Annotated in this window: 18 protein-coding genes, 1 tRNA gene and 2 pseudogenes; 20 read left to right on the top strand and 1 reads right to left on the bottom strand. The window is 70.0% G+C overall.

Annotated features, from left to right (window positions below):
• The first annotated feature begins 691 nt into the window (after positions 1-691).
• From ACFWBW_RS07325 to ACFWBW_RS07255, 15 genes and pseudogenes are all read left to right on the top strand, one after another.
• Positions 692-988 carry a hypothetical protein gene (locus tag ACFWBW_RS07325; protein WP_385369230.1) on the top strand — a complete coding sequence of 99 codons (297 nt, stop codon included), beginning with the start codon at positions 692-694 and terminating at the stop codon, positions 986-988.
• The gene (locus ACFWBW_RS07320) at positions 985-1173 is read left to right on the top strand and encodes a hypothetical protein (RefSeq protein ID WP_385369228.1); all 189 of its coding nucleotides are present in this window, start codon (positions 985-987) and stop codon (positions 1171-1173) included. Before ACFWBW_RS07325 ends, ACFWBW_RS07320 begins: the two co-directional genes overlap by 4 nt.
• Positions 1170-2015: a DUF2637 domain-containing protein gene (locus ACFWBW_RS07315; protein ID WP_385369226.1), complete on the top strand. Its 846-nt coding sequence runs from the start codon at positions 1170-1172 to the stop codon at positions 2013-2015. Before ACFWBW_RS07320 ends, ACFWBW_RS07315 begins: the two co-directional genes overlap by 4 nt.
• A pseudogene (locus ACFWBW_RS07310) lies at positions 2012-2393 on the top strand (RRQRL motif-containing zinc-binding protein). The gene ACFWBW_RS07315 and the pseudogene ACFWBW_RS07310 overlap by 4 nt, the downstream one beginning before the upstream one ends.
• The gene (locus ACFWBW_RS07305; protein WP_385369224.1) at positions 2390-4600 is read left to right on the top strand and encodes a cell division protein FtsK; all 2211 of its coding nucleotides are present in this window, start codon (positions 2390-2392) and stop codon (positions 4598-4600) included. Before ACFWBW_RS07310 ends, ACFWBW_RS07305 begins: the two are co-directional and overlap by 4 nt.
• 139 nt (positions 4601-4739) lie before the next feature.
• A complete protein-coding gene (locus tag ACFWBW_RS07300; RefSeq protein WP_385369222.1) occupies positions 4740-4991 on the top strand; it encodes a hypothetical protein in 252 nt (83 codons plus the stop codon).
• 25 nt (positions 4992-5016) lie between these two features.
• Complete coding sequence (locus ACFWBW_RS07295) at positions 5017-5214, top strand: hypothetical protein (RefSeq protein ID WP_271244203.1); 198 nt, start codon at positions 5017-5019, stop codon at positions 5212-5214.
• A gap of 33 nt (positions 5215-5247) precedes the next feature.
• Complete coding sequence (locus ACFWBW_RS07290; protein ID WP_385369220.1) at positions 5248-5436, top strand: hypothetical protein; 189 nt, start codon at positions 5248-5250, stop codon at positions 5434-5436.
• A gap of 10 nt (positions 5437-5446) precedes the next feature.
• Positions 5447-5896: a hypothetical protein gene (locus tag ACFWBW_RS07285; protein WP_385369218.1), complete on the top strand. Its 450-nt coding sequence runs from the start codon at positions 5447-5449 to the stop codon at positions 5894-5896.
• Positions 5897-5907: 11 nt separating this feature from the next.
• Positions 5908-6198, top strand: a complete 291-nt coding sequence (locus ACFWBW_RS07280; RefSeq protein WP_385369216.1) for a hypothetical protein — start codon at positions 5908-5910, stop codon at positions 6196-6198.
• 84 nt (positions 6199-6282) lie between these two features.
• Positions 6283-6966, top strand: coding sequence for an SAM-dependent methyltransferase (locus ACFWBW_RS07275; RefSeq protein WP_385369214.1), 684 nt, complete (start codon positions 6283-6285; stop codon positions 6964-6966).
• On the top strand, positions 6963-7805 hold the full coding sequence (locus ACFWBW_RS07270) for a bifunctional DNA primase/polymerase (protein ID WP_385369212.1): 843 nt from the start codon (positions 6963-6965) through the stop codon (positions 7803-7805). The genes ACFWBW_RS07275 and ACFWBW_RS07270 overlap by 4 nt, the downstream gene beginning before the upstream one ends.
• A gap of 2 nt (positions 7806-7807) precedes the next feature.
• A pseudogene (locus ACFWBW_RS07265) lies at positions 7808-9281 on the top strand (ATP-binding protein).
• A gap of 473 nt (positions 9282-9754) precedes the next feature.
• Entirely contained in the window at positions 9755-9946 is a 192-nt protein-coding gene (locus ACFWBW_RS07260; RefSeq protein ID WP_385369210.1) for a helix-turn-helix transcriptional regulator, read from the top strand.
• Positions 9943-11442, top strand: a complete 1500-nt coding sequence (locus ACFWBW_RS07255) for a tyrosine-type recombinase/integrase (protein ID WP_385369208.1) — start codon at positions 9943-9945, stop codon at positions 11440-11442. Before ACFWBW_RS07260 ends, ACFWBW_RS07255 begins: the two co-directional genes overlap by 4 nt.
• Before the next feature lie 142 nt (positions 11443-11584).
• On the opposite strand, the gene ACFWBW_RS07250 is transcribed toward ACFWBW_RS07255, so the two are convergent.
• A tRNA-Arg gene (locus ACFWBW_RS07250) sits at positions 11585-11656 on the bottom strand.
• A 106-nt stretch (positions 11657-11762) separates the two neighbouring features.
• On the opposite strand from ACFWBW_RS07250, the gene ACFWBW_RS07245 reads away from it, so the two are divergent.
• From ACFWBW_RS07245 to thrC, 5 genes are all read left to right on the top strand, one after another.
• Positions 11763-12233, top strand: coding sequence for a response regulator (locus ACFWBW_RS07245; RefSeq protein WP_385369207.1), 471 nt, complete (start codon positions 11763-11765; stop codon positions 12231-12233).
• A 133-nt stretch (positions 12234-12366) separates the two neighbouring features.
• Positions 12367-13398, top strand: coding sequence for an ArgS-related anticodon-binding protein NrtL (nrtL, locus tag ACFWBW_RS07240; protein WP_385369205.1), 1032 nt, complete (start codon positions 12367-12369; stop codon positions 13396-13398).
• A gap of 72 nt (positions 13399-13470) precedes the next feature.
• A complete protein-coding gene (lysA, locus tag ACFWBW_RS07235; RefSeq protein ID WP_385369203.1) occupies positions 13471-14862 on the top strand; it encodes a diaminopimelate decarboxylase in 1392 nt (463 codons plus the stop codon).
• Between the two features lie 160 nt (positions 14863-15022).
• Positions 15023-16312, top strand: coding sequence for a homoserine dehydrogenase (locus tag ACFWBW_RS07230; RefSeq protein ID WP_266912707.1), 1290 nt, complete (start codon positions 15023-15025; stop codon positions 16310-16312).
• A 6-nt stretch (positions 16313-16318) separates the two neighbouring features.
• Entirely contained in the window at positions 16319-17389 is a 1071-nt protein-coding gene (thrC, locus tag ACFWBW_RS07225) for a threonine synthase (protein ID WP_385369201.1), read from the top strand.
• Positions 17390-17703: the final 314 nt, after the last annotated feature.

Genomic DNA, 17703 nt, shown 5'->3' with positions numbered 1-17703 from the left:
GGCACGACTGACACAACCTGTTGTGCTGCTTGTGTCAGTCGTGCTAGAACAGTCTCGTTGGCCTAGCCAACACGCAGTACCTCGCCCGGAGGGCCCTCGAAAGGGGTCTGAAGGAAGCGCCTGTCTGTTGAGAACTGAACAGAGTGCCAAGTGAGATGAGACGGGGCGTGATCCCCGTCCCCGTGGCGACGGGCTGTTCGCCGGCGGCCACTTCTTCCGCGTGCTGGCTCTGGAGAACACCCCTCGGGGTGCCACCCAGTACGTGCCGCCCTGCTGGCGTCAGAGCAGTGACGATGACGCGCCCGATTCCCAGGCTCGGGACCGGATGGCCGTGGCAACGGCGCCGGTGAAGCCCCGCCCCTCCGGCTTGGAGGTTGCTGTGTTCCACCGACATCTGCGGGCGCTGGCCGTACTGGACCGGTACGACCGGCCCGCCCTTCGCGTCACCGCTCAACCGCCGTGCGAGGCGGCCCCGGGCTTCACCGCCCGGCCCCGCTCGTACGGCCTTCTAACCCTTCCGCGGCGCTGATGGCGCTGCGGCCGGTTGCCTCCCCCGCCCGTCCGGCGCCCTTGGCGCTGTACGGGCGGGTGGAGGGGAGCCGCGGAGTTCGGGCTTTATCCCCGGGGCTGGTCGCCTCTCGCCAAAAGACCGCGACCGCTCCGGCGTCCCTTCGACTTCAGGAGAACAGTGATGCGTACGTACATCGGCGGCCAGGAGGCCGTTAGCGTCAACGAGTTCATCGAACTGGCCCTGGGTACCCCGCTGGAGTTGTGGCTCGGGGTCGAGGGTGAGAGCGCTGAGGAGCGCGCGGCTCGCCTGGACGCGGCCCGCGGCATCCTCGCCGACAACCCGGACCTGCCCGACGACGTGAGCCGGGTCGCCGCCCAGGTGATTGAGGCCAACGCCCCGGAGCTGTTCAACGTCGTCCCGCTCATCCGGCCGGCGGCCCGCCGCCGGACCCGCTCCCGCAAAGGGGCCGCGGCATGAGCGCGAACCTTCGTCGGTCCCTGGACCAGTACCTGATCTGGGCCGGTTCGCTGGCGGTGCTGGTGGCCGTCCCGGGCGCCGTCGCGCTGCACGAAGCCTGGCTGCTGGCAGCCGCTGGGGCTGGCTGGTGCGTCCAGCACGTCGGCTGGGCCCGGCACCGCCGCGCGATTGGCGGTGCCGCATGAACCGCACCGCCAAGGGGTTGCTGGTTGCCGCTCTCGTCGGCGTGGTCGCCATGGCCTTCCGGGTCTCCTGGAACGCTCAGCGCGACGTGGCGCGGACGGTCGGCGCGGACGGCACCGCCGCCCTGCTCTACCCGTTCGTAGTCGACGGCCTGATGGCCCTGGCCCTGGTCGCCACCCTCGTGCTCACCGGCAAGGACAAGACGTTCGCACTGCGGGTGCTGGCCGGGTACACGGTCGCATCCCTCGTCCTCAACTACGTGCACGGACTCGTCCCCGAACTGCACGGCGGTGGACGAGTGCAGTTGGCCGACTGGGACCCTGCCAACTGGGTCCTCGTGCTGCTGGCGACCTCGCTCCCGGTCGGGTCCATCTTCTTCGGCTCCGACCTCGTCGCGAAAGTGCTGCACCATCGACCTGCCCGAATCGCAGATCAGGATGAATCAGATCAGCCCACCGTAAATCGGTTGGGGTCTGACCTGCGGGAGTCGACCCCGGCAGCCCCGGCTGCGGTGTCCGAACTCCCCGCCATCGAGTCGGCCGACCCGGTGCCGGTCGAGCTGCCGCAGTCGGCCCCGGCCCTGGCCGTCGCCGCCATGCAGCACGCCCCGCGCCGGGCGACCGGTCGGGTACCGGAGTCGGCCCGCACGCCCCGAGCGACCCGCACCCCGGACGAACTCCTCACTGAGGCCCGGTCGGCTACCGCCGACTGGCCGGACGCCGAGCTGACGGCGGAGGCGATCCGCAAGGCAGTCCGCACCTCGTCGGCCAACGGCCGCACCCTCCGCGACACCCTCAAGGCCGAGCGCGAGCAGGCGGCTGTGGTCGCGGTGGTGGCCGGATGAGCCTGACTTTCGCCCGCTGCGTCGACCCGACCGGGGCCGTCCACGGGATACCCACCTTCCCCTGGCGACCTGGCCCCGGATGGGCTTGCCACCCGCCGCCAGCTCCGGGCCCTCGGGCTGCGGCCTGGTGGTCAGGACATCGCCGGACAGGTCTTACGTCCGCGCTTCCGGCGCGGCCCGTTGGCCGCGTTCTTGTACCGCGTCGACCGCGCGAAGCCGGTCCGGCCGATGACCCCGGCCAAGTCGGCCGCCCTGGCCAAGGCCAACACCGCCCGCCGTACCTGCCCCGAATGCCGGCGCGACGCCGGATACGTCATCCCCGCCCAGCTCGGCGTGTGCATCCCCTGCGCCTACCCCGAAGGAGTCGAACCGTCGTGACCGAGACAACCCCGTTCCCGCACGCCGAAGGCCCGGACGAGCACACGGCCAAGGTGATGCCCTTCCCCAAGAAGACCCCCGGACCCGACGCCCCCGGCGTGGGGGAGGTCCGGCCCGGTGAGTGGCAGGCCGAACTCCCCGACACCGACGACGAGACCACCGACATCGCGGACGGCGTCCCGGTCGACCCGCCCCGGGAGGTGTACCCGGCGTCGGTGGCGGAGTGGATGCAGGCTCACGACAAGACCCGTCAGCCGGTACTGCCCGACTGGGTCAAGCTCCCCGACCAGCGGACCGCCGTCCGCCGCTGGGCCGTCCGCCACTACTCCACCCTCGTCGGCTACCACGCGCTCCGACTCCCGGTGGTCTACACGCCGAAGATCCTGGCCTACGCCCCGCGCGGTGCGTGGCGCTGGTCGGCTGCGGCCGGCCGGTGGGTGTTCGATGCCGAAGGCAAGAACCTGCGCCTCGCCGCCGTGCGCGCGGAGGACGCGGGGGAGTACCTGAGCCTGTCGCGGCAGCGCAACGACCGCGTCCGCCTGCGCGGCATCGTCGCCGCGGTTGCCGGGTTCGTCGGCCTGGCCGCCGCCCTGACCGTCTACGTGATGGCCCCGTCGTGGATGCTGATGCTGTCCATGGCCGCGCTGACCACCACGCTCGGCGTGGTGGGGGCGCCGGCGGACAAGCCGCTCATCGACCGGGCGAAGGTCACCTTCCGCAAGCGGCGCCTGTCTTCCGACATCATCACCCGCGCGTTCGCCGCGGCCGGCCTGACCGTGAAGGACCAGGGCATTGCCTTCCCCCGCCCGATCGGGCGGGACGGCGACGGCTGGCGGGTCGTGGTCGACCTGCCGTACGGCAAGACGTTCGAGGACGCGCTGAAGAAGCACGTACCGCTCGCCTCGGGCATCGACATCTCGCCCACGCAGCTCTTCCTGGACCGCGACGAGACCAGCGCCCGCAGGGTCTCGATGTGGATCGCCGACCGCGACCCGCTCGCCGTCCCCGCCGGCCGCACCCCGCTGCTGGGTGCCACTCGGGTGGACTTCTGGAAGCCGTTCCCGTGGGGCGTGGACGAGCGCGGCAACCCGGTCATGGCCAGCATGCTGTGGCTGTCCCTCCTGGTTGGAGCCGTGCCGAGGCAGGGCAAGACGTTCTCCGCCCGCACCATCGTGCTCGCCGCGGCACTGGACCCGTACGTGAGGATCATCCTGTTCGACGGGAAGGCCTCCCCGGACTGGAGGTCCTTCTCCAAGGTCGCGCACCGGATCGGGTTCGGCATCGTGCCCCGCAACGGCTTCGACCCCGTCGAGCACCTCATCAACGCCCTGACCGAGCTCAAGGCCGACGTCGAGGACCGCTACCACCGGCTCTCGGAACTGCCCCTGCACATCTGCCCCGAGGGCAAGCTGACCCCGGAGATCTCCCGGGACAAGAAGCTCAACATGCCCCTCACCATCGTCGTCGTGGACGAGGTGCAGGAGTACCTGCAGCACCCCGTCCACGGCAAGGCCGTCCTGGAACTGCTCGTCTACCTCGCCCGCGTCGCGCCGGCCGTCGGGGTCTCGGTCCTGAACTCCACCCAGAAGCCCGACGACCAGGCCTGCCCCTCGGTCCTGCGTGACCAGCACCAGGCCCGGTTCTCCCTGCGGGTCGGCTCCTGGCAGGTCTCCGACGTCGTCCTCGGCGCCGGTTCCTACAGCGAAGGCCTGGACGCCTCCCGACTCCTGAAGTCCCACAAGGGCGTCGGCCTCCTCAAGGGCATGAGCGACGACTGCGGCATCGTGCGGACCTACCTCGGCGACGGCCGCGACGCCGACAGCATCCTCGTCCGCGCCCGCGCCCTGCGCGAGGAGGAGGGCACCCTGACCGGCGACGCGATCGGGGAGGTCCCCGCGCCCCGCAGCGCGGACGCGATCCTGGACGACATCGCCACCGTCCTCGGCAGGTCGGAGGACAAGGTGTGGTCCGAGGTCATCGTGGATCGCCTTGCCGAGCTCGACGCCGGCGCGTACGGGCCGTGGGCCGAGCTGGAGGGCCGCGCGAAGGCCGACCAGCTCGGCACCGTCCTCAAGCCGTTCGGCATCAAGACCGACCAGGTGTGGGGCAAGACCGAGACCGGCAAGGGCGCCAACCGGCGCGGCATCGAGCGCCAGCACATCATCGACGCCATCACCAAGCGTGACAAGAACCGGGCCGCGAAGTAGCCCGGAGGGCCGCTAGGTCTAGCAACCCATGTCGCTAGACCTAGCAACCTCGCTAGCGACACAAACCGCACCTGATCAGGTCGCTAGCGTCTAGCGGCCCACCTGCGGAAACCCCGGAAACCCGCCCAGGAGGGCCTCCATGAGCCTTGCCCTGCTCGCTAGCGCCTGCCTACTCGCCGTCACCCTTGGTTACGGCGTCAGGTGCTGGCTGTCCCCGTTCGGCACCTGCCGCAAGTGCGACGGCGTCGGCCAGCTCCTCAAGACCGACCGCAAGGGACGCCCCAAGCGCGGCAAGGTCTGCCGCCGCTGCCACGGCCACGGCATACGCGTCCGCGTCGGCCGCCGCCTCCACAACCGCGCCGCCCGCATCCACCGCGCCGGCACCCGCTAACCCCAGACCCAAGGGAGCAACCGTCATGGCCCGCGAGAAGTTCGCACTCACCGACAAGGACCCGCACAGCCTCGGCGAACTCGCCCGCGTCGTCTACCTCGGCGCCAAGGCCGTCCGCCGCCAGCAGCGCGGCAAGTCCACCAAGCGCATCGAGAACGAGATCGACCGCATCCGCGAGGTCGCCCAGGCCCGCGAGGACGCCCGCGCCAAGCGCCGCAAGTAGCCCCTCCTCCAACCCCGAGCAAGGAGGCCTCCTATGGCCGTCACCATCACCCTCGTCGCCCTCTTCGGGCTCCTCCTCGCACTCCTCCTGCGATCCAAGACCCTCGGCGTCGGCTCCGCCTTCGTCGCCGTGATGTTCGGCTTCTACCTCGCCTCCACCGGAGCCGCCCCCGTCGTCACCGAGGTCATCAACTCCCTCATCAACGCCATACCCGACCTGTAGGAGGCACCCCTTGAACCACCACGACCCGACCCGCTGGGAGACCGCCGAGATCCACCACCCGGTCCCCATGGCACCGGCGCCGCTGGTCGTCCAGCAGCCGCACTCGCTGCCGGACGTCCAGACGATCCAGCTCCCGGACGGCCGCATCATCACCGGCTACGCCATCGCCCCCACGAAGGCCCCCGAGCCCGTCGCGGAACGGCCGGCCATCAACCCGATCGCCGTCAACATCGCCCTCGGCGGCATCGGCTTCGCCGCGGCCTGCGGCGGCCTGATGCTCCTGACCACCTTCATCGCCGCCGTCGCCGCACTGATCCAGCAGCTCGTCATCCTGGCCGCCGTCATCTTCGGCGGATGGATCGCCACGCAGGTTCTCAGTAACAACCACTGCGCGAGCAAGGGCGGGACGGTCGTCAACATCCGCCGGGCCGTCATCAAGCGCAACCACTTCCACAACTGAAGGAGCCCCACATGAGCACGAGCCCCACCCTCGCCGCGACCCAGCAACCCACGCTGCACACCCAGGTCGACGGGGCCAGGTACCGGCCCGAACGCCTCACGGTGATCTCGGTTCTGTCCCACATCTGCAGCGCCCGCAAGAGCCCGCAGAACGTGGACGCGGTGAACGTCTACGCCTTCACCGGCCGCGACGGTATCCCGCTCCACGTGGTCTACATCCACCACGCCCCGGGCCGCTGGCACGGCGTGAAGGACGTCATCGACGTCTACGAGATCCCCACCGCCACGCTCACCGACCTGTAGCTGTGCCCGGGGCGGTCGCCTCTCGCCAAAGACCGCGACCGCCCCGGCTCTCCGTCCCTTCGACAGAAACAGGAGACCACCAGCATGACCCAGCACACCGTCATCCCGCGAGGCCGCACCCTGCGGCTGCTGGACGCGTTCTGCTGCCAGGGCGGTGCCGGCATGGGCTACCACCGCGCCGGATTCCAGGTGACCGGCGTCGACAAGGATGCCCAGCCCCGCTACCCGCTCGGCTTCCACCAGGGCGACGCTGTCGACTTCATCCGCACGTTCGGCGCGGGCTTCGACTTCATCCACGCCTCCCCGCCCTGCCAGCACGACTCCGAGTGCCAGCGCATCCAGGGCAACGCCCATCCCGACCTCATCGGCCCGACCCGCGATGCCCTGAACGCGACGGGCCGCCCGTGGGTGATGGAGAACGTCCGGGGCGCCGCCCACAAGCTCCGCGAGCCCGTGATGCTGTGCGGGGCCATGTTCGGGCTGGAGACGTACCGGCACCGGTTCTTCGAGACCGGAGGCGGCTTCGCCCTCACCCCGCCCCCGCACCCCGCCCACACCGCGCCGCAGGCCAAGATGGGCCGTCCCATCCCCAACGGCTGGTTCGGCCAGTTCGTCGGGAACTTCTCCGGCGTCCCCCACGCCCGCCAGGTCATGGACGTCCCGTGGATGAACCGCGACGGCATCCGCGAATGCATCCCCCCGGCCTACGCCGAGCACATCGGCCGCCAGGCCCTCGCCCAGCTCAGCATCGGGGCGGTGGCCGCATGAGCACCGCTGCCGCCCACCTACGCACCGCGCTGTGGCTCGCGGGGATCGGCCTGCCCGTGCTGCCGCTGCGGGAGGGGAAGGAGCCGTTCGGGAACTGTCCGGCCTGCACCCGATCGGCGTGCGGGGACCGGCCCCACATGAAAGCGGCCGGGCCCTGCCAGTGCCCGGCGCCCTGCCACGCCTGGGGTGCTGCCACCACCGACCCGGACGTCATCACCGGCCCGTCCTGGGCCCGCGCCTGGCGTCAGGCCGGGGCCGTCGCCTACCACCCGGGCGGTGCCGGTCTGACCGTCGTGGACCTGGACGACGCCGAAGCCGTCGCCTGGGCCCGCCAGATCCTTCCCGCCACCACGGTCGTGCCGACGACGCGGGGCGAGCACTGGATCTACCAGGGCGCCATGCAGTCGAAGAACGGGGTCCGCTCCGGGGCCGACGTGAAGTCCACGATGTCCTACGTCCGCTGGCGTGGCCCCGGCACCGGAACGATGGCCGTGCTGCCGGACGTCGTGCGCTCGCTCGTGGTGAAGGAACCCACCGTCCGGCAGACCCGCCCCGTCCCCGTGGCGGCGCCGGCCGGGGGTGGGCAGTGCCCGCACCGCTCGCCCGCCTACCTGGAACGGGGGATCGCCATGGCCGAGCTGCGCATCACCACGGCGACCGAAGCCATCCACACGACCGTGTACCGGACTTTCCTCGCCGTCCTGTCCACCCACGGCCAGTGCGGCTGCCTGACCGAGGCCCACACCGGACGCCTGTTCACCGCCGCGCAGGGCAAGGGCGAATCCGTCCGGCACTGCGAGGACGCCTGGACCAACGCCCGCACCGCATTGGGGATGTGACCGTGCCCGAGGACGAGAAGAACCCGGCACGCCAGATCATCACCGACTACGCGCAGGCCCACTTCCGGTACTTCCGCACCACCGAAGGCACCGTCTACGCGCAGAAGAACGGCCACCCCGTCGCCCGCCCGATCCGCTCCCAGGGCACGACCGGAAGCCACCGCCAGGAACTCATGGTCGGCCTCTACAACGACGGCATCGGCTCCTTCAACGGCACCGCACTCAAGGAGGCCCTCGACTTGATCGAAGCACTCGCCCTCAGCCAGGACGTCCAGGCCACCCACATCCGGGTCGCCCCCGGGTTCGACGGCGCGACCTGGCTCGACCTGGGACGCGACGACGGCAAGTCCGTCCGCATCCACCCCAACGGCTGGGACATCCGCACCCCCGACCCGCGCGAGGTGTGCTGGCGACGCACCCAGCTCACCGGAGAACTGCCCCTTCCCGAGAGGGACACGGACGGTAAGGGCATTGACGCTCTGCTGCGTCTGTGCAACTTCGCCAGTGCCGAGAGCGAGTGCCTGGCCATCGCCTGGGTGATCGGCTGCCTGGAGCCGTCCGTTCCCGTCCCCGCCCCGTTCCTCACGGGCCCGCAGGGCGCGGGGAAGTCCACCGCGGCTCGCATGCTGATGCGGATCGTGGAGGGCATGACCGGTGACCTTCGGCGCGCGCCGAAGGACGAGGAGAACCTGATCACGGCCGTGGCCGCCGGATGGATCACGGCCCTGGACAACCTCTCGCACCTGCCGCCGGACCTGTCCGACCTGATGTGCTGCATCGTCACCGGGGCCGAGAGCATCAAGCGGGCGCTGTTCAGCGACGGCGACGTCTACCGCTCCCGCTACCGCCGCCCGCTCCTGCTGACCGGCATCGACGTGGGCGTCATCCGTCCCGACCTCGCCGAACGCCTCCTTCCCCTGCGCTTGGTGCGGCCCCGGGTACGGCGGACCGAGGCGGAGCTGTGGACGGAGTACGCGCAGGTGCTGCCGGTCATCCTCGGTTCTCTCCTGGACCTCACCGTCAAGGTCCGGGCTGCCGAGGCCGACATCCCCGCAGACCTACGGATGGCCGACTTCGCGCACCTGTGCGCAGCTCGACGCCGCGAGCGGCTTCGGGGCCCTGAACGCCTACCGGGCGGGCCTGGACGAACTCAACGACGACGTGATCGAGGGTGACCTCCTGGCGCAGACCGTCCTCAAGCACGCTGCCGGTGCCGAGCCCGGCGAGGAAGTCCGGATGACGTCGGCGGAGTGGCTGCACGCCATCACCCAGCTCTACGCAGGCGAGGACTTCCGGCCCCTGCCCAAGGGATGGCCCACCACCGGCAAGGTCTTCTCCGACCGCCTCAAACGCCTGCAGCCCACCCTCGCCGCCCGCGGCGTCCTGGTGGACTGGGGCCGCACGAAGGCGGCCCGCTACATCGCTATGACCCGACCGGCCCCCGAGCCTCCGGGACAGCAGGAAGCGGCGTTCTGACCCGCGCCCCGAAGTCGCACCCGTACAAGCAAGAGGAGCACGCCCCGCCATGGCCGGGGGTGCTCCTCTTGCCTGTCCGGCGGCTTGCCGCCGTCGCAAAGGTCGCGCCGCGAAGCGGCCCCTTCTTCGGCTTGAGCTGAGCGCACCACAACAGAAACCACCCCCTCTCTTTTCCTAATAGAAGAGATGCTGCGTCACCTGCGTCACCACGGGCCCCGAAACGGCCTGTGAGCTGCGAAGACAGGGGTGACGCAGACGGCCAACGGCTGCGTCATCCTGCGTCATCTGCGTCACCGGCTGCGTCACCCGATGACGCGGGTGACGCAGCCGGTGACACACAGCACCCCACTGCGTCACCGCGAAACCGCAGGTCAGACCCACAAATGACGCAGATGACGCGATGACGCAGAAATCCCAGGCTCGGACAGCACGTCCCGCTCCCAGAACCCACACCTCCCCGAAGGAGCCTCGCCGTGGCCAAGCCCCGCGACGAAATGCTGACCATCCCCGAAGTGATCGAAGAGATCGGCGTGCCGAGAGCGACGTTCTATCGCTGGCGGCAGTGCAGGAAGGCCCCCCGAGCCATCAAACTCCCGAACGGTGCGGTGCGAATCCGGCGCTCGGAATTGGACCGCTGGCTCGGGTCCCTGGAGGAAGCCGCGTGAGTCACCGCAAGACCAAGAAGGCATCGGGCCCCCGTGAAAGCGGGGGCCGGGCGCCGGCAGTGCAGCCCACGCTCACCACTGATGTTCGCATCTGGAAGATCAGCAAGATTTCCAGTAAGTCGGCTCCGTATCAGCTGCGCTGGGTGGTCGCCGGAAATGTGCGCCACGCCTCCTTCGCCACCGTGACGCTTGCCGATACTCGGCGGGCGGAATTGTGGAAGGCGATGACCAAGGGGGAGGCCTTCGATGTGGAATCGGGTCTGCCTGAGTCCGAGCTGCGCGCGGCTGCGGCCAAGGAGAACACCAGGCCCGATCCCTCCTGGTGGGAGTTCAGCCGCGAGTACATGGCCTTCCGCTGGCGGACGGCTGCGGCCAAGACCCGGGAGGGGCTGGCCGACAGCCTCGCCACGGTCGCGATCGCGATGACAGGGGATGGAGCCAAGGCTCCGACACCCGAAGAGGTCCGGCTAGCCGTGCGTTGGGCGGTCGTACCGGCCCACAAGGGGGAGGAGCCACCCCCCGAGCTGGTGGCGCCCTGCACGTGGCTCTCGCTCCGTTCGCGGCCTCTCTCGGATCTCACGGACCCGAAGGTGCAGCGGGACGTCCAGTACCGGCTTTCGTTCAAGCTGGACGACACCCCGGCGGCAGGGGAGACGTACAAGCGGCGACGTCGCGGATTCAACACGGCTATGGAGTACGCGGTTGAGTTGGGCTACCTGGATGAGAACCCGCTCGCCGGTATGAAGCGGTCCGTCTCCAAAGGGGACGATGTGGTTGATCCACGGGTTCTTGTGAACGGTGTCCAGGGGGTGCAACTCCTCACTGCCGTTTCCTACGTTGGCTCTGTCCACCGCAACCGCGGGCGCCGGTTGGTCGCATTCTTCGGTTGTCAGCTCTATGCAGCGATGCGGCCGGCGGAAGCGGTTGGACTTCGGGAGGAGGACTGCTACCTGCCCGAGAAAGGGTGGGGGACCCTCACCCTGAGGGAGACCCGGCCGGTCTCCGGAAAGAGGTGGACCGACTCCGGGAATCGTCACGACAGGCGCGGACTGAAGTCGCGTGAGATCAAGGCCGACCGGCCGGTGCCGATTCCGCCGGTTCTGGTGGCCATGCTTCGCGATCACATCAAGGAATTCGGCAAGGCCGCGGACGGCAGGATCTTCTCCAACGAGCGCGGAGCCGTGCTGGGGACCTCCAGCTACTGGAGGGTGTGGCAGGAAGCGCGGCCGTTCGCGCTTCCGCCGGACAGGGCCGCCGCGCCGCTCGCGCGCCGGCCGTACGACCTGCGCCACACCTGCATCACCAACTGGCTGAACGCTGGGGTGCCGGTGGCAGAGGTCGCCCGGCGCGCGGGCAACTCCCCGGAGGTCATCCATCGGCGCTACGAGGGCTGCATCGACGGTCACGAGGAGCTGAACAACGCGAAGATCGCGAAGGCGATGGGGTGGGACGACGTGGGGGAGGACGCGCAGGAAGGGGAGGAGGGAGGCTCCTGAGCCTCGCGTGTGGCCCACACGCTCCTCACACGGGACCGGTGCGTGACAACGACAAAGGCCCGGACTCAGTGAGACTGAGTTCGGGCCTTCATGCTTGGCACTTCAGCTGGTCAGCGGCGTGATCGCGCTGTCTCTGCTGGAGTGCCCCCGGCAGGATTCGAACCTGCGCACACGGCTCCGGAGGCCGTTGCTCTATCCCCTGAGCTACGGGGGCGCTGTCGCTGGTGTTGCTGCGACGGGTTGAACACTACCAGCTTCCCGGTGGTGATCAGGAACGGATTCGGGGGGATCGGGGCGGGGGTCGCTCGGACGGGGTGGAAGTGGCAAAAACCCGGACGCGGGGGCCGGGGCGGACCTACTCTCGAGTTGTGTCAGGCGCCTCGGGCCGGGTGCTTGTTGTCGACGACAACAAGGTCATCCGGCAGCTGATCAAGGTCAATCTCGAGCTGGAGGGCTTCGAGGTCGTGACCGCGAACGATGGTGCCGAGTGTCTGGACGTCGTTCATCACGTGCGGCCGGATGTGATCACTCTTGATGTGGTCATGCCCCGTCTGGACGGGTTCGGGGCTGCCGCGCAGTTGCGGGCCGACCCGCGGACGCGGCATCTGCCCGTTGCGATCGTGAGCGCCTGTACGCAGAACGAGGTCGAGGCCGGGATCGCCGCCGGCGTGGACGCCTTCCTCGCCAAGCCCTTCGAGCCCGCGGAGCTGGTGCGCGTCGTGCACCAGCTCATCGAGCGTCGTGACAGGAGAGAGAGGAAGGGCGCTCCCGCCGGGAGAGGGAGGGGATGACCCCTTCCCGTTTCTTCCCGTTTCTCTTGTCGTTTCCGTTCTTCCGGTGCTTCCGGCCCCCTTTGTTGGGGCCCGCTGTTCACATGGCGAAACCGTTCGCGTGACGTGGGGGCTTCTCCCCTAGGCTGGTCACGTGACCCCCGTCGACCTCTCCCGTTCCGTCGTGCGCGCCCTGCGTTGCGCCGTCGAGGACGGGGAGCTGCCCGCCGGTGTGGTCGTGCCCGCGCGGGTCGTCGTCGAGCGGACCCGGCCCGGGGGAGTGGGGGACTACGCCTCGCCCGTCGCGTTCGGGGTGGCCAAGGGTGCCGGAGTCGCGCCCCGCGGAGTGGCCGAGGTGCTGGCCCCGCGGCTGGCGGGCCTGCCCGGGATCGAGCGGGTGGAGATCACCGGCGCCGGGTTCCTGAACTTCGTACTCGCCGCGAGTTCCGTTGGGGAGCTGGTGCACGGCATTCGGGCCGGTGGGGAGCTGTACGGCCTCACCCCCGGTGGGTCTGGGTCTGGGGACCTCGTCGAGTTCGTCGATGTGCCCCTCGGGGCCCTGCGCGAGCGCGTCGTGTGCGCGGCCGTGCGGCGGATCGCGAGCAGCCAGGGGGCGGGGGCGGGGGTGGGGGTGGAAGGGGAGCGTGCCCCCGTCGCCCCCGTCGCCAAGCGGGACGGGGACGTGGTCGCGGTGTTCGGGGCCGGCGCCTCCGTCTGGGCGATGCTCTGTGTTCCCGCCGCCGAGACCCCCGTGTTCCCCGCATCGCTGCTGGTTCAGGACGAGTCCAGCGAGTTCTTCCGGGTGCGGTACGCCCACGACCGGGCGCGGGCGCTGACCCGTAACGCCGGGCAGTTGGGGTTCCGTGCGGAACCGGGGGAGGTGGACGGCGCCGGCGTTCTGCTCGGCGCCCTCCGTGATCAGCCCCTCGTGCTCGAAGCCGCCGCGCACCACCGGGCGCCCGAGCGGCTCGTCCGGCAGCTCGTCGTGATCGCCGACGCCCTGCTCGACTTCCAGTACGGCGTCCTGCCCAAGGGGGACGAGAAACCCTCGGCCGCCCACCGTGCCCGGCTGGCCCTTGCCGAAGCCGCCGGGGCGGTGCTGGCCGGCGGCCTGGCCCTGCTCGGCATTGACGTGTCCGACACGTGCCCGACCACCACCACCTGTGATGCCGGGAACCGTATGTGATCCGATGTGACTCCTTGTGGTCCGATGTGATTCGCCCGTGTTCCGGATGATTTGCGAAGAGAGAATGTCGAGATGAGCCGTTCCGCACACCCCGCCGGGCCTCGCCACGCCGATGTCATGCCCGAGGGCCACTACGCCCCGCCGCCCGCCGACCTCAACGCGCTCGACGAGAAGATCTGGGCGCGCACGGTCGGCCGCAACGCCGACGGGGTCGCCACCGTCGGCGGGATCGAAGTGACCCGCCTCGCCGAGGAGTTCGGGACGCCCGCCTACTTCCTCGACGAGGAGGACTTCCGGGCGCGGTGCCGCGCGTGGGCCCACGCCTTCGGGCCCGATGCCGACGTCTTCTACGCCGGCAAGGCGTTCCTCTCCAAGGCCGTCGTGAAGTGGCTCAAGGAGGAGGGGCTCAACCTCGACGTGTGTTCCGGAGGGGAGCTCGCCACCGCGCTCTCCGCCGGGATGCCGGCCGGGCGCATCGCCTTCCACGGCAACAACAAGTCGACGAGCGAGATCACGCGCGCCATCGAGGCCGGCGTCGGCCGGATCGTGCTCGACTCCTTCCAGGAGATCGCCCGCGTCGCGCACATCGCCCGCGAGCTCGGCGTACGCCAGCCCGTGCAGATCCGCGTCACCGTGGGCGTGGAGGCGCACACCCACGAGTTCATCGCCACCGCCCACGAGGACCAGAAGTTCGGGATCGCCGTCGCCGACGGGTCGGCCGCCGAGGCCGTACGGCGCACGCTGGGACACGACAGCCTGGAGCTGCTCGGCGTCCACTCCCACATCGGCTCGCAGATCTTCGACATGGCCGGCTTCGAGGTGTCCGCCAAGCGCGTCGTACGCCTCCTCGCCGCCGTGCGCGACGAGCACGGGGTGGAGCTGCCCGAGATCGACCTCGGCGGCGGGCTGGGCATCGCCTACACCCCCGCCGACGACCCGCGCGAGCCGCACGAGATCGCGAAGGCCCTGCACGAGATCGTCGCCCGCGAGTGCGAGGCGGCCGGCCTGCGCGCCCCGCGGATCTCCGTCGAACCCGGACGGGCGATCGTGGGGCCGACGGCCTTCACCCTCTACGAGGTCGGGACGATCAAGCCGCTGGAGGGTCTGCGGACGTACGTCTCCGTCGACGGCGGGATGTCCGACAACATCCGGACGGCCCTCTACGACGCCGAGTACTCGGTCACCCTCGTCTCCCGGACCTCCGAGGCCGATCCCATGCTCGTGCGCGTCGTGGGCAAGCACTGCGAGAGCGGCGACATCGTGGTCAAGGACGCGTTCCTGCCCGCCGACCTGGCCCCGGGCGACCTCCTCGCGGTCCCGGCCACCGGCGCGTACTGCCGGTCGATGGCGAGCAACTACAACCACGTGCTCCGTCCGCCAGTCGTCGCCGTGCGCGACGGCCAGGCGCGGGTCATCGTCCGCCGGGAGACGGAGGAGGATCTCCTGCGTCTGGACGTCGGCTGACGCGCATCTTTCTGGGGGAAGCCCCCGGACCCCCAAAACGGTGTCTCACTCAATGGACCGAGGGTGGAAACTGTTGTCCATTGAGTGAGACTGGTTCACACCTGGGGTGCAAACCGCGCAACAGGTACTGATGTGAAGATCGAAAGGCGTAGGTCGAATGATGCGTACGCGTCCGCTGAAGGTGGCGCTGCTGGGCTGTGGAGTGGTCGGCTCGGAAGTTGCCCGCATCATGACGACGCACGCCGACGATCTGACGGCCAGGATCGGCGCGCCCGTCGAGCTCGCGGGCGTGGCCGTGCGCCGCCCCTCCAAGGTCCGCGAGGGCATCGACCCGGCCCTGGTCACCACCGATGCGACCGCGCTGCTCAAACGCGGCGACATCGACGTCGCGATCGAGGTCATCGGCGGCATCGAGCCGGCCCGCACCCTGATCACCACCGCCTTCGAGCACGGCATCTCCGTCGTCTCGGCGAACAAGGCGCTGCTCGCCCAGGACGGCGCCGCGCTGCACGCCGCCGCCGAGGCCGCCGGGCTGGACCTGTACTACGAGGCCGCCGTCGCCGGCGCGATCCCGCTGGTCCGCCCCATGCGCGAGTCCCTCGCGGGCGACAAGATCAACCGGGTGATGGGCATCGTCAACGGCACGACGAACTTCATCCTCGACAAGATGGACTCCACCGGCGCCGGGTACCAGGAGGCCCTCGACGAGGCCACCGCCCTCGGGTACGCCGAGGCCGACCCCACCGCCGACGTGGAGGGCTACGACGCCGCCGCCAAGGCCGCGATCCTGGCCGGCATCGCCTTCCACACCCGGGTCCGCCTCGACGACGTCTACCGCGAGGGCATGACCGAGGTCAGCGCCGCGGACTTCGCGTCCGCCAAGCGCATGGGCTGCACCATCAAGCTCCTCGCCATCCTGGAGCGCGCCGCCGACGGCGAGTCCGTCACCGCCCGCGTCCACCCGGCGATGATCCCGCTGACCCACCCGCTCGCCTCCGTCCGCGAGGCCTACAACGCGGTGTTCGTCGAAGCGGAGGCCGCCGGGCGGCTCATGTTCTACGGTCCGGGCGCGGGCGGCGCGCCGACCGCGTCCGCGGTCCTCGGCGACCTCGTCGCCGTCTGCCGCAACAAGCTCGCCGAGGCAAAGGGGCCGGGCGAGTCGGCGTACACCCAGCTGCCGGTCAGCCCCATGGGGGATGTCGTCACCCGCTACCACATCAGCCTCGATGTGGCGGACAAGCCGGGCGTGCTCGCCCAGGTGGCGACGACCTTCGCGGAGCACGGTGTCTCGATCGACACCGTCCGTCAGCAGGGCAAGGACGGCGAGGCCTCCCTCGTCGTCGTCACTCACCGTGCGCCCGACGCCGCCCTCTCAGGGACCGTCGAGGCGCTGCGGAAGCTGGACACCGTCCGCGGTGTCGCCAGCATCATGCGTGTTGAAGGGGAGTAAGGACCCATGAGCAGCAATCGCACCCACCAGTGGCGCGGCATCATCGAGGAGTACCGGGACCGCCTGCCGGTCACGGCCACGACCCCGGTGGTCACGCTCCGCGAGGGCGGCACTCCCCTCGTCCCCGCCCAGGTGCTCTCCGAGCGCACCGGCTGCGAGGTACACCTCAAGGTCGAGGGGGCCAACCCCACCGGGTCCTTCAAGGACCGCGGCATGACCATGGCGATCACCAAGGCCAAGGAGGACGGCGCCAAGGCCGTCATCTGCGCCTCCACGGGCAACACCTCGGCCTCCGCCGCCGCCTACGCGGTGCGTGCCGGGATGGTCTGTGCCGTCCTCGTGCCCCGCGGCAAGATCGCGCTCGGCAAGATGGGCCAGGCGCTCGTGCACGGCGCCAAGATCCTTCAGGTCGACGGCAACTTCGACGACTGTCTGGATCTGGCCCGCGCGCTGTCCGACAACTACCCGGTGGCGCTGGTCAATTCCGTCAACCCGGTACGCATCGAGGGCCAGAAGACGGCTGCCTTCGAGATCGTGGACGCGCTCGGCGACGCCCCCGACATCCACGTGCTGCCCGTCGGCAACGCCGGCAACATCACCGCGTACTGGAAGGGCTTCAAGGAGTACAAGGCCGATGGCCTGGCCTCCCGTACGCCCCGTGTGTGGGGTTTCCAGGCCTCCGGTTCCGCGCCGATCGTGCGCGGCGAGATCGTCAAGGAGCCGCACACCATCGCCACGGCGATCCGCATCGGCAACCCGGCCTCGTGGGACTACGCCCTGCAGGCCCGGGACGAGTCGGGCGGCTTCATCGACGAGGTGACGGACCGCCAGATCCTGTCCGCCTACCGCCTGTTGGCCGCTCAGGAGGGCGTCTTCGTCGAGCCCGCCTCGGCCGCGTCGGTGGCCGGTCTGCTCAAGGCGGTCGACCTCGGTCTGGTCGACCCCGGCCAGAAGATCGTGTGCACCGTCACCGGCAACGGCCTGAAGGACCCCGACTGGGCGGTCGCCGGTGCTCCGCAGCCGGTCACCATCCCGGTCGACGCCGAGGCCGCCGCCATCCGCCTCGGCCTCGTCTGAGCGAACCAGCAGTACCGCAGTAACCGAGTTGCCGGATTCCGGATTCCGGATTCAGGAAGTCTTTCGAAGGCTGAGGAATCCGGCAACTCGGGCCGTACGGCCAGAAAACCGACGGAAACCCGCCAGATATCGCGGCGGAAACCCGACCTGACCGGCGGGAGCCGGCGACACGCATCGTGCGCCTGCTGTGCGCCCTATGTCGGAGAAGAACCTTCCTTCGATAGGCTGTACTTACATCCGCCGCCGCGCATATGACCGCGGTGCTGCCCACAGGGCCTTCGGGTGTCGTACGTTCTCCAGTACATTCACAGCGA

Origin of the sequence: Streptomyces sp. NPDC059957, from assembly GCF_042730015.1 — a bacterium.
Classification (GTDB): Bacteria; Actinomycetota; Actinomycetes; order Streptomycetales; family Streptomycetaceae; genus Streptomyces.
Note: the sequence above shows the minus strand (reverse complement) of the source record. Positions and strands in the feature narration are given on the sequence as shown.

Coding starts and splice junctions, on each gene's coding strand:
- ACFWBW_RS07325 (WP_385369230.1), top strand. CDS start 692: ATGCGTACGTACATCGGCGGCCAGGAGGCCGTTAGCGTCAACGAGTTC.
- ACFWBW_RS07320 (WP_385369228.1), top strand. CDS start 985: ATGAGCGCGAACCTTCGTCGGTCCCTGGACCAGTACCTGATCTGGGCC.
- ACFWBW_RS07315 (WP_385369226.1), top strand. CDS start 1,170: ATGAACCGCACCGCCAAGGGGTTGCTGGTTGCCGCTCTCGTCGGCGTG.
- ACFWBW_RS07300 (WP_385369222.1), top strand. CDS start 4,740: ATGAGCCTTGCCCTGCTCGCTAGCGCCTGCCTACTCGCCGTCACCCTT.
- ACFWBW_RS07295 (WP_271244203.1), top strand. CDS start 5,017: ATGGCCCGCGAGAAGTTCGCACTCACCGACAAGGACCCGCACAGCCTC.
- ACFWBW_RS07290 (WP_385369220.1), top strand. CDS start 5,248: ATGGCCGTCACCATCACCCTCGTCGCCCTCTTCGGGCTCCTCCTCGCA.
- ACFWBW_RS07280 (WP_385369216.1), top strand. CDS start 5,908: ATGAGCACGAGCCCCACCCTCGCCGCGACCCAGCAACCCACGCTGCAC.
- ACFWBW_RS07275 (WP_385369214.1), top strand. CDS start 6,283: ATGACCCAGCACACCGTCATCCCGCGAGGCCGCACCCTGCGGCTGCTG.
- ACFWBW_RS07270 (WP_385369212.1), top strand. CDS start 6,963: ATGAGCACCGCTGCCGCCCACCTACGCACCGCGCTGTGGCTCGCGGGG.
- lysA (WP_385369203.1), top strand. CDS start 13,471: ATGAGCCGTTCCGCACACCCCGCCGGGCCTCGCCACGCCGATGTCATG.
- ACFWBW_RS07230 (WP_266912707.1), top strand. CDS start 15,023: ATGCGTACGCGTCCGCTGAAGGTGGCGCTGCTGGGCTGTGGAGTGGTC.
- thrC (WP_385369201.1), top strand. CDS start 16,319: ATGAGCAGCAATCGCACCCACCAGTGGCGCGGCATCATCGAGGAGTAC.